The organism is Rhodococcus aerolatus (assembly GCF_054783215.1).
The window spans coordinates 1-10042 of sequence record NZ_BAAGQZ010000057.1; the positions used below are offsets into that span (position 1 = coordinate 1).

At 74.3% G+C, this 10042-nt stretch carries 8 protein-coding genes and 1 pseudogene; 1 reads left to right on the top strand and 8 read right to left on the bottom strand.

Translation table 11 applies throughout. The annotated features are described in order from the left end of the window. The 8 genes and pseudogenes from ACYVOF_RS19855 to ACYVOF_RS19890 all read right to left on the bottom strand — a co-directional run. Nucleotides 1–998 (bottom strand): annotated as a pseudogene (locus tag ACYVOF_RS19855) (hypothetical protein); the annotation flags it as partial. Beyond that, nucleotides 980–1765 carry a hypothetical protein gene (locus ACYVOF_RS19860; protein ID WP_460869619.1) on the bottom strand — a complete coding sequence of 262 codons (786 nt, stop codon included), beginning with the start codon at nt 1763–1765 and terminating at the stop codon, nt 980–982. The pseudogene ACYVOF_RS19855 and the gene ACYVOF_RS19860, both read right to left, overlap by 19 nt. Nucleotides 1766–1811: 46 nt before the next feature. After that, entirely contained in the window at nt 1812–2096 is a 285-nt protein-coding gene (locus tag ACYVOF_RS19865; RefSeq protein ID WP_460869621.1) for a hypothetical protein, read from the bottom strand. A gap of 25 nt (nt 2097–2121) precedes the next feature. After that, entirely contained in the window at nt 2122–2823 is a 702-nt protein-coding gene (locus ACYVOF_RS19870; protein WP_460869623.1) for a DUF6668 family protein, read from the bottom strand. A 55-nt stretch (nt 2824–2878) separates the two neighbouring features. Beyond that, the gene (locus ACYVOF_RS19875; protein ID WP_460869625.1) at nt 2879–4582 is read right to left on the bottom strand and encodes a hypothetical protein; all 1704 of its coding nucleotides are present in this window, start codon (nt 4580–4582) and stop codon (nt 2879–2881) included. 101 nt (nt 4583–4683) lie between these two features. Then, a complete protein-coding gene (locus tag ACYVOF_RS19880; RefSeq protein ID WP_460869627.1) occupies nt 4684–5157 on the bottom strand; it encodes a hypothetical protein in 474 nt (157 codons plus the stop codon). A 218-nt stretch (nt 5158–5375) separates the two neighbouring features. Further along, nucleotides 5376–7352, bottom strand: a complete 1977-nt coding sequence (locus tag ACYVOF_RS19885) for an NlpC/P60 family protein (protein WP_460869629.1) — start codon at nt 7350–7352, stop codon at nt 5376–5378. A gap of 22 nt (nt 7353–7374) precedes the next feature. Beyond that, on the bottom strand, nt 7375–8646 hold the full coding sequence (locus ACYVOF_RS19890; RefSeq protein WP_460869631.1) for a MinD/ParA family ATP-binding protein: 1272 nt from the start codon (nt 8644–8646) through the stop codon (nt 7375–7377). Between the two features lie 460 nt (nt 8647–9106). Here ACYVOF_RS19890 and ACYVOF_RS19895 point away from each other — a divergent pair, with 460 nt between their 5' ends. After that, a complete protein-coding gene (locus ACYVOF_RS19895; protein WP_460869633.1) occupies nt 9107–9514 on the top strand; it encodes a helix-turn-helix transcriptional regulator in 408 nt (135 codons plus the stop codon). Nucleotides 9515–10042: the final 528 nt, after the last annotated feature.

Below are 10042 nucleotides of genomic sequence, written 5' to 3' on the forward strand. Positions count from 1 at the left end.
CCGGCCGCCCCGGCACCACCAGCGGCGGCCCCGGCCCCGCCGGTGACGACCGCGGCACCGACGGCGACCGCAGCCGCCCCGAGGGCGGCACCGGACATGGCACCCGACCCCGCCGAGGTCATAGGGGCGACGAAGCGCAGCATCGCCGGCAGCGACAGCCCGGCCAGGGCCAGGACCGCGGTCCCGGTCAGGGTCGACATGAGCGCGGTCGTGGTGGGGTCGTCGGTGGTGAACTTTCCGGCTCCGTTGAGCAGGACGAACCCGGAGGCGTAGATGATCGCCGCGACCGGCTTGAGCAGCACGAACGCGATAAGCCAGGCGTTGATCTTCTTGTACCACTGCAAGCCCTGCTCGGTCGTCGACAGCGACGCCGCGAGCGGCCACACCGCGACCAGCACCACCAGCAGACCACCCCGGATGATCATGAATATGACCATCGCGCCGGCCCCGAGGACCGCGAAGATGCCGGTCACGATGGTCAGTAGCGGCGTCAGCGCCAGCAGCGACTCGTTGCCCAGCAGCGACGGGGCGGACTGGTCGAACGACGACCCGGTGGCCTGCTCGATGACCCACGGGGCGAACTGGTCCCCGGCGTCGATCAGCAGCGCCACGACCGCCCCTCCGGCGGCGGTGACCCCGATGAGACGGACCAGCATCTTCACGCCCTCGGCGGCGTGCTCACCCTTCGCGGTGATCCCGATGCGGGCCCCGCAGAGGATCAACCCCACTACCGCGGCCAGCAGGGTGAAGTAGCCGAGGTCGGCTTGCAATGGGGTCGCCACCCCTGCGTTCTGCGCTGACCCGTCCCCCAGCTTCGGGGAGGGGATGTTCAGCCAGAACGTGCCCAGGGTCTTGAGGATCGAGGTCACCATGTCCGCGGCCGAGTGCCGCAGCTCGTCCAACGCGGAGTTGGTCACCTTCGAGACGGCGGTGCCGACGGCGGAGGAGCCGTAGCACTTGAGGTCTAGGAAGTCGCACATCAGCTGACCCCCGACCACGGGGTGAAGCTCGCGAGGCTGGGCAGCGACGCCGCGGTGACCACGATGCTCGGGCCCGGCTGGGGAACGACCCGCCAGTCACCCGAGTACCACTGGAGCGCGAACGTGAGCCCGCTGTACTGGCCGGTGGCGCCGCCGACGTTGTAGGCGAGGGTGATGCTGGCCTGATCGGGGGTGTAGGTGATGAACCGGAACCCGGCGAGCTGGATGCTCGTCGGCGAGGTCGAGTCGCTGCCCGCGGGCTTCACGGCCGCGGCGTACTGGTTCGGGACGACGCAGCAGCTCAACGTGGCGTCCTGCTGGGCCTGCTTGCTGCCCGTTCCCTGCCCGATGTTCGACGCCGCGAGCAGCGCCCCAACCGGGGTGTGGGAGTAGCAGTAGGCCACCCCGGCGTCAGCGTGGAGCGCGGGACCGTCCGCCGAGGAGGACGGCACCGCCACCCCCGACGCGAGCCCCCACGTGATCCCGGCCGGGGACGACGTGGGCACGGTCTGGTCCGTGCCGGTGGTGGCGCACCCGGCGGGGCGGCCCTGCTCCCCGCCGCCGGCGTCGGTCGACGTCGGGACGGCCGAGCTGGGCGCCCCGGCCGAGGTCGTCTGGGTCGCTGGGGCAGCGGTCGTGGGGGTGGCGTTGTCGGGGCGGGTGAAGGCGTAGACGAGGACCACCACGAGGCCGATCGCGACCAGGCCGATCAGGCCGGCGGCGGCGGCGAAGCCGCGGCTGGGTCCGGTGGTGGGGGTGGTGTCGTCGCGGCGGGAACCGAACACGGCGGCCTCCTGGTGGTCTGGGGTGCGGGTGGGGTAGGGCTTGGTTCTAGGTGACGGAGCCGACGATGGCTCCGGCGGCGCCGATGAGGACGGTGCCCATCAGGGACATGCCGAGGCCTTTCATGGAGGCCATCTCCTCGCCGCGGTGGTGCTTGATGGCCATGGAGGCGGCGGCGATGACGAACCCGATGAGGCAGACCGCGAAGGCGCCCCAGGCGATGTAGTTGACGACGGTGATGAGCCCTTGGGTTCCGGGGGGCTGGGTGCTGTTGATCTGGATGCCGGAGCCTTGGGCGAGGACGACGGTGTCCGGGGTGCTGCTGCTGGTCATGGGGATGCCTTCCTGGGTGGGTGGGTCAGGAGACCGGGTGGCGGTCGGGGATGGGGGTCTGAGCGACGCGGGTGGTGCGGTCGTCCGGTGAGGGGGCCGCCTTCGCGGCGGCGGAGTGGATCGCGGTCACCGACCGGCGGGTCCTCCGGGGCAACCTGTCGAGGTCGAGGTCGAGGTCGGTGCGCCACGCCTCGACCCACGGCAGGTGCCAGAGGGCGGGGACCATCCCGGCGAGGCGGCGGACCTCCCCGACCAGCACCGGGGGGAGCTTGGGGGCGTCGTCGAGGGCGGCCACCCCGATGAGGTGGATGCCGGTGCGTCCGGTGGCCCAGTGCTGGGCCAGGCGGGCGGTCGCGGACAGGCCGGTGATGTGGGTGCGGGTCACCAGCAGCACCCGCGGGGCCGGGTAGCCGGCGGGGGCCTGGGGGAGCTGCTCGCGGAGCTTGAGCACGGGCCGGTTGTCCCCGGCGGGGGCCAGCCCGGAGAGCAGGGCGGTGACGGTGCCGGACCCGGAGCCGCCGTGGACCCCGACGACCCACAGCAGCGGGTCCACGGTGACCCGCGCCCACGGGACACCGTCGCCGCCGGGGGCGGAGACGGTGTGCAGCGGCTCGGTGGGGCCGAACGTGGCGGCGACGTCCTCGCCGAGGACGGCGGAGGACTCCACCCGCTCCGGCGGCGGGGGCGGCGGAGCGGCGGGGGCGAACAGCGGGTTCATCTCGGTCATCGGGGGTCCTTCCCAGGACAGCAGCAGCGACGCACGGGTGCGGGGGCGCGGCGGGTCACGGCGGCGGCGACGGGGCCGGCGGTGCGGGGGCCGCGGTCGGCGTCGGGGTGGGTGTGGGGCTGGGGGCCTTCGACGGGACCGGGGCCGCGGAGGGCAGCGGCGGCGGGGCCGGGGCGGACACCGACGGGGTCGGCGTCGCCGCGCCCTGTGCGGCGGGGAGCCCGTAGAGGGTGGTGTCCTGCCCGACCGTCGCGACCACGACCGCACGGCCGGCGGCGATGCCGACGGGGGCCGCGCCGGACCCGAGCGGGGTCTGCACCCCGGTCGGGGAGACCAGGGCCCGCTCCGGGGCCGAGCCGGAGGGCTGGGCGGTGCCGACGACGGCGGTGTCGGTGACGGCCTGGGTGCGCCAGGAGTCGGGCAGCACGTGCGCGGCGGCGGCGGGCAGGTCGAGCAGGACCGGGCCGACCGTGGTGAGGAGGTGCCGCGGGGACACCGTCCACCCGGTGGTGGCGAGGCTGGTGGTGGTCACCCCGACGGGGTCGGTGAGGGGGGCCAGGGTGGTCGCGTCGAGCAGGGTCACCAGCCGGGTCGTGGTGGCGGGGGTGAACCAGGTCAGGGCCAGCACCTCCCGGCGGGGGCCGGTGGTCGTGGCGGGGGTGGCGGTGAACCCGGCGACGGACTCCACCCCGGTCGCTCCCGCCGGGGTGGCGGCGGTGACCGGGGCCGGCAGGGCCGCGGTGGGGTCCTGGGCGGGCAGGCGCCACACCTGCCCGACGCTGTTCGCCGCCACCACGACCGGGGAGCTGGTCGGCTGGGTGACGGCGCCGAGGGCGGTCGCCCCCGCCGGGACGGCCCGGGTGTCGAGGGCCCCGGCGGTGAGGACCGCGGCCCGCTGCCCGGGCAGGGTGACCAGAGGGGTGTCCCCGGCCCACGACACCTGCGACTGCGCGGGCAGCTCGACCTGCCCGGAGACCCGGGAGCCGTCCGCAGCTGCGTCGAGCGCCCACCACGCCACCGTGCTGGTGGTGGCCACGGCGACGGCGGGGACCCGGTCGATGCTGGTCAGGTGCAGGGCGTCCGCGGCCCCGCTGGTCCCGGCACCGCGGGGCAACCCGGCGGACCACTCGGTGACCCCGGTGGTGGGGTCGATCGCGCTGACCGCGCTGGCAGCGCCGGACCCGGTGCCGGTCAGGGCGAGGATCGTGCCGTCCCCGGTCACGATCGGGGTGGAGCGGGCGGCGATCGGGGTCGACCAGTCCGCCAGCCCGTTGAACCCGGTCGGGGGCAGCACCGGGTACGGGGTGGGGGTCCCCGACGGCGGCGGCGGCGGCGGGGCCGCCGCGACCCGCGGGGCCGGGTCGGAACGGGTGGTCAGGACGACGGCGGTCATGCCGGCCAGGACGAGAACCACGGCCGAGGCGGCGCCGAGGAGCCACCAGTGCCGCCACCCCTGCTCCCGCACCGAGGGGGGCGGGGTGGCGTCGATGAGCTCCCCGTCCCCGGTGACCACGACCTGCCAGACCCGCTCCGAGCCCGGGGCCGTGACCTCCGCCCGCAGCGCCCCGTCGGGGCCGCGGAGCTCACGGGCCTGGGCGACCAGCGCCCGGACCGCGGTGTCCCGCGGGGTCTCGCCCTGCTCGGCGGGCACGACGACGTTGCCGACCCGGACCACGTCGGGGTCGGTGTCGGTGCCCAGCTCGACCCGCGGCTTCGGGAAGGCGGGGACGTGCAGGACCCGCCCGTCGGCGGTGGTCACCGGGTCAGGGCCCGCACCGCGGGCGGTGCGGGTGGAGCCACCCCGCCCACTGGGGCGGGGCCGGGTGCCGGGGCGGGGGCCCGGGCGAGGCCCGACGGCGGTCATCGGGTCGCCCCGGCGGAGGTGAAGGAGACCTTGTCGACCTGCCACGGCAGCTGCTCGGCGGAGCGGACGAGGAAGACGTACATGACCCGGGAGGTGAGCGGCTGGGTCCACCCGTCGGTGCCGTGCCCGATCGGGGTGACCCGGAACGAGCGGGCCGCGGAGCGCAGCTGGTCGGCGGGGCGGCCGTCGTCGGTGTTCGGGGCCAGGGTGACCGTGGTGTAGCCCTGGTGGGCGGCCAGCTCGGTGAACTCCGCGTCCCCCGTCGAGGGCACAGGCGCGGTGAGCACGGTCGAGAAGGTGGGGTCCGCGAACACCGCGGAGCGGACCTGCGCGTCGTGCGGGGAGACGTCGATCGCCGTGTCATAAGTGAACGTGGCCGTGGCGAACGCGGCCGCGACCTGGTCGGCGTCCGTGACTACCGGCAGCGTGCTCGGCTCACCCCGCGGGGTGCCCGGAGTCCCTGCGGCCACGTTCGGCGGAGTCACGAACGCCGACGCCGGCACCGAGGAGGTGCTGACCACCGGGGCCGACGTCGGCGCCCCGGCCGTAGACGGCGGGGTCGAGCTGCCACACGCCGCGGCCAGGACCCCCGCCGTCGCGACAGTGGCAGCGAGGGCGAGACGGCGGCGCGGAGCGGGCCCAGGCCCGCCCGGGCGAACCAGGGCGGGGCGGGTCATCGAGGGTCGGGTCACTGGGGGCCTCCCGGTGCGGGCGCCGCCCCGAGAGGGCGGGTGGCGCCGAAGAAGTCGGACTCATAGATCGGGCGGGCGGAGACGTTCTGCCCGACGTCGGGCGCCTCGATGAGCTGCCCGTTGCCGATCGCGATGGCGACGTGGTGAATGTTCTGAGGCGTCCCCCAGAACAGGAGGTCCCCGGGTTGGTAGGAGGCAGGGTTAAACCCGCCCGGCAACGCGGTGGAGGCGGTGGCCGCGTACTGGTCCTGCGCCACGCGGGGCAGGGGGACACCGGCCTGGGCGAACGCGTACTGGGTCAGCCCGGAGCAGTCCAGGCCGACGCCGGGGGTGACCCCGCCCCACACGTAGGGCACCCCGAGCTGGGACTGGGCGGCGGCGACGACCTTCTGCGCGGCCGGACCACCACCCCCGGAGCCGACCCCCGCGACCGCCGCCGGGGGCGGCGGCGGGGTGAAGTGCAGCGTCTCGTCGAGCCACGCCAGGGTGGGCGCGTTGGCGTCGGCGGTGTAGGCGGTGGCGTGCCGGTCACCGGGGAAGACCAGCGTCCTCGACATCTGGCCCTGCCGGGCCAGGGCGTCGGTCATCTCCGCCACCTGCGGCAGCGGCACGAGCTCGACGGTGGAGTTGACCATCATCACCGGGGGTGCCCCCGCGGTGAGGGACAGCGCCGGGGACGCCTGGGCCCACAGGTCCGGGCACACGACCTGCAGGCAGCCCAGGTAGATCGTGGGGTCCGCGACCGACGCGGCCTGCTGGTACGACGCGAGCTGCGCCGTCCCCGGGGCGGGTGGGGGCACCTGCGCGGACAGGCTGGTGAAGTTGCTGGGCCCGGACCAGGACACCACGGCCTGCACCCCGTGGTGGTCCCCGAGCATCCCCGCCTCGAGGACCAGGGCCCCGCCGGCGGAGTCACCGAGCAGGGCGACCCGGGCCGGGTCCACGCCCGGGACCGCGGTGCGGGCGTAGTCGATGGCCGCGCCGACCTGGTCGAGCTCACGCGGCCACCGGGGCGCGCCGAGGTCGTAGTCGACGTTCAGCACCAGGTAGCCGTGCTCGGCGGCGGCCTTCGCCGCCTCGGCCAGCTCGGAGCGGTCCCCGAAGAAGAACCCGCCGCCGTGGACCATCACCACGACCGGGCGCGGCGTGGTGCCCGCCCCGGCCCCGGCGGGTGTGTAGAGGTCCGCGGGCTGCGTCCCGCCCCCGCCGGGGACCGGGTAGGTGACCTGGGTGACGGTGACCTGCACCCCGGCGCCGCCGCACCCGGTGGGCACGGCGGCGGGTGCCGGGGCGCCGGCCTGCACCCCGGCGCCACCCGCGGGGGCGGGTGCCCCGTCGGTGGTGCCGGCGGTGGAGAACTCGGTGCGGGCCATGTCCATGATCCGGGGGACGTAGTCCGCGGACTGGGAGTTGGTGGGCACCCCGGTGCCCGACGCCAGGACGGCGCCCAGGCCGGCGTTGTAGCCGAACAGGGCGGCCTCGGTCACCGACACGGTGAGGTGGAGCTGCCCGGAGGCGTTGGCGGCGCTGATCTGCCCGGCCATCTCGCACAGGTACTTGGCCTGGGCGGGGATCGCTGCGGCCGGGTCGAACGGGGACCCGACCCCGTAGGACGGCCAGGTGGCGGGCATGAACTGGGCGATGCCCTGCGCTCCCGACTCCGACACGGCGTTGGGGTTGAACCCGGACTCCTGCTTGAGCTCGGCGGCGATGACCGGGGCCGGGAACTCCGGGCACACCGTCCCGGCCGCCTGGATCAGGGGCACGTAGGCCCCGGGGATGCCGTTGGGAGACAACGGGCCCACCCCCGGTGAGGACCCGGGGCCGGCGGCCCCGCCGGGCCCGCACGGCGGGGGCGTGGCGCCGCCGATGACCAGCACCAGCAGCACCACGATCAGCAGCGGCGCACCCACCAGGGCAGCACCGACCAGCAGCGGGGACCGGCCTCCGCCCGGGGTGTCGTCGTCGCTCACGGTCGCCCGCCCGTCTCAGTGCTCATCGTCGGACGCGCTGCGGGCCGTGGTGGCGCCCGGCGGCGGCGGGGAAGTCGTCGGCGACGACCGCGGCCAGCTCCTCGAACGCCCGGCGGGTCGCGGGGGTGAGCCGGTCGAGGTCGATCTCGGCGCCCTCGGCGAGGTGGGAGTCGAACGGGACGACCCGCACCGCGCGGACCCGGGACTCGAAGTGCTCCACCAGCTGGGCCATGTTCACCGCGGCCGAACCGGGGCGGGAGGCGGAGATGACCACCACGGTCCGCTCGACGAGGTGCCCGTAACCCTGGGCCTCCAACCACCCCAGGGTGGCGTCGGCCGACTGGGCCCCGTCCAACGCGGGGGAGGAGATCAGCACCAGGGCATCCGCCGTGCCCAGCACCCCCGTCATCGCGGAGTGCGTGAGCCCGGTGCCGCAGTCGGTGAGGATCAGGTTGTAGAAGCTCTCCAGCACCCCGGTGGCGGCCAGGTAGTCGGCCTCGGAGAACGCCTCCGACTTGAACACGTCGCGCTCCGAAGACAGGACCTCCAGCCGCGACGGCGCCTGCGAGGTGAACGCCCGCACGTCGGAGTAGCGGTGGATCGTCTCGGCCTGGTCGAGCAGGTCCCGCACCGTGGCCGTCGTCTGGATCGGGATGCGCCCCGCCAGGGTTCCCCGGTCAGGGTTCGCGTCGATCGCCACGACGTGGTCCCCGCGCAGCGAGGCGAACGTCGACCCCAGGGCCGCCGTGGTCGTCGTCTTGCCGACCCCGCCCTTGAGGGACAGCACCGCGATCTTGTAGTCGCCGCGGATGGTCTGTCCCACCCGCTCGATGAGCTCGCGGCGGCGCACGTCCTCCACCGACTCCCCCGGGTTCACGCTTCCCCCAGAGATGCGGTGCACCATCCGGCGCCAGCCCGAGGCCGGCGGCCGCTTCGCCGGGCGGAACAGCACCTCGCGACCGATCTCGGAGTGGCCGGGGGTGCTGTTCCACTCAGGGGCTCCGTCCCACGACGGGGCCGGCGGGGTTGGTGCGAGCGACGGGGCCTGACGGCCCACGGGTCCGGCCTGCTGCGGCAGCGGGGGCTGGCGCGGCGGCCGGGCGGGCTGCGGGGGCAGCGGGAGAGCGAGCGGGCCCGTCGGGTCCTCACGCCGGGGCGGGGCGGCCGGGGCCGACACCGCGGGCGGCGGCGGGGCGGTCGTGTCCTGGTCCGCGTCGCGCTCCGTCGCCGGGGAGGCCTCACCCAGCGCAGCCGTCCACCCGCCGCTGCGACGCACGACCCTGTCGGCGCTCACGCCAGGTCCCAGGCGGTCACCGGGGCGAACAGGGTGGCGCAGAGGAACAGGGTCATGGCGGTAGCTCCAGGGGTGCGTGTCGGTCAGGAGGAGGCAGGTTCGCCGGAGTGCCAGTACGGACGGGCGGACGGCGCATCCGGTTCCCGGCGTGTTGCCGTGATCAGTTGTTGACCACAGCGACCGTGAATAATGACTCTGCTTAGTGACACTAGGGCGCTCGCTCCACGCCTGTCTACCCAGCCTCGCTACAGGTTTGAGCCCCGGTGAAACCTGCTGCCGAGGACTTCTCGACAGGCGACGCTGCATTACGACTGTGATTAACTCCGGTGGATGTATCTGGCGACCAGCCGAGACTTCGAGACCTCAGATCGGTGGTGAAACGATGGCCCCTCAGCGCACAGACGAGGTGAGGTCACGAATGCCGCTTGGCCAGCTGCGGGGCTTCAACCCCGAGGCGGTCGTGGCCTTCCGGAGCAAGCTGGGGCTGACACCAGCCCAGCTCGCGATCTTGAGCGGCGTGAGCACCGAGTCGATCTGGTCGTGGGAAGCGGGCCGATACAGTCCGGCCGCACCGGCGGCCAAGCGTCTGGCCGACGCCCTGCGTGTCGGGGTCTCCCACCTGACGACCATCTCGCCCAGCGAGGCGACGCTGACCGACCTGCGTCACTGGCAAGGGATGACGGCGGACGACGCCGCGGCCGCGGCGGGCCTGAACAAGCGCCAGATCGGACGCCTGGAGCAATACGTGGTCGCTCCCAAGCCCGAGGTGCGCGAAGCCCTCGCCCGGGTCTACCAAGTGACCCCGGAGCAGTTCGACGCCGCGTGGCTCCGTGGCCGCGAAGCCGTGCTCGGTGATTTCGGGCTCTGACCGCGTGCCCACTTGCCGACCCTCCAGCGGCTCATTACGGTGAGTAGGCGCCCTACAGCCGTAGGGAATCGGACCTCCTGTCTTCCCGGTGGCCCTGAGCGCGGAGATAGACCGGACGACCTTCTGAGTCGTCCCGGTTTTGCGTCCCCCCTTGTGGGAGCGCTCTCGTGCCTGGGAAGAGGTCCGCAGTGCAGATGGCAGTGGGCGGTTGCGACTCCCCCTCCACCCCGTTCACCTGGGCGGGTGGCGCGGTTGACGTCGTCCTGGGCAGCTCTCAGGTGCGGCTCAACGGTGACTCAGCGTCCGACTCGAGCGCACACGCGCGCGAGTGGGCGCTGTGCCTCGAAGCCGCCGCAGCTCTCGCGAGCGACCCGGGCGGCCCGGTGCCCTTCGGTCTGCCAGCACCCGACGACGTGTGCCTCGACCTGGGTGGCCGACCCGTCGCGTTCTGGGACGACGCGGGGTCGCGTCCAGGGAGGTGGTGTGTGAGTCGGTGTTCCGCGTGATCCTGGGTGCTGATTCTAGGTG